This window comes from Pseudomonas sp. B3G-3 (assembly GCF_028640915.1).
GTDB classification, from domain to species: Bacteria; Pseudomonadota; Gammaproteobacteria; order Pseudomonadales; family Pseudomonadaceae; genus Aquipseudomonas; species Aquipseudomonas chlororaphis_I.
Genome location: NZ_JAQZAB010000047.1, coordinates 1 through 949, shown reverse-complemented (window position 1 = coordinate 949; position 949 = coordinate 1). Strand labels below are relative to the sequence as shown.

At 53.2% G+C, this 949-nt stretch carries 1 pseudogene; it reads right to left on the bottom strand.

What is annotated here, in order from left to right:
* Positions 1–588 (bottom strand): annotated as a pseudogene (locus PVZ80_RS00300) (fimbrial protein); the annotation flags it as partial.
* Positions 589–949: the final 361 nt, after the last annotated feature.

Sequence of the window (949 nt, the reverse complement as noted above, 5' to 3'; positions counted from 1 at the left end):
CGAGCCGATGCGCTCCAGGCGCTGAATCAAGGTTTTAGGTAGCTTTACCGTCTGGCTCGGTACCGAGCAGGTACCGTTGATAGGGGTGATAGTGCCCTTCAGGTAGATTAGAAAAGAGTAGCTACCTCCTGTTGATAGCTGGTAGTAGTACGGTGAGGCGTGGACGCCCGCAAGGGAGCCGCCTTTATTTTCCCGACCATCGCCGAGTAACTGTACTTCGATGGGCCGTGTGACCGTTTCCCCAGGATATGAAGTTCCGTAGGCTCTTCCATTGATCAACAAACGAGTCGATATGCCCGAGACATTCGTGGTGAGTACTGTTGAGTTTGAGGGGGATCCGCCGCCATCTGGGTAGGCGAGAACTTGGCTGACTTTGCAACTCGATGCGCCGCATACCTCCTGCGGAGTGATGTAATGTCGAGCTACTATGGTGCCGCTGGCCGTGTTTTTCGGGATCGAGAGCTCCTGCCCGAATGCTGTTACATCCGCATTCGCGGACGGCGACACGGCGAGGGCCATAAGGCTAATTACGCAAAGTTGCCGCGCGATGAACAGGGGGCTGATCATTTTTCTTACTGTGGTCTTCATTGCCTGTTTCTCTCTGATCGACCTTGAATGTAGTTTGTGGGTGAATCGTTTTTGCGCACCCTTGGTAGTGTGTAAGTCACTAACAAGTGGTACTCAGCCGATAACAAATGCTGGGTTAAGCAACCAACAAAGAGTTCTGATCTTTAACTATGCTCGGCTGGATATGTCGCCTGAGTGTTGTACAGGCACTCCGTCGTCGTCATTGAGGCTCTCGAACTCGATCCTTGTTGTTCCGCCTGGAACCAAGGAAGAAGCGCTCTCGATCGCGAATGATTGGCTTGGCTAGCCAGGCATCTGCTCAACTGGCGAAGCCTCCTGTCGTTGATTCGAAGGAGGCAAGCAGGATGGCGAGCGGAAAGGG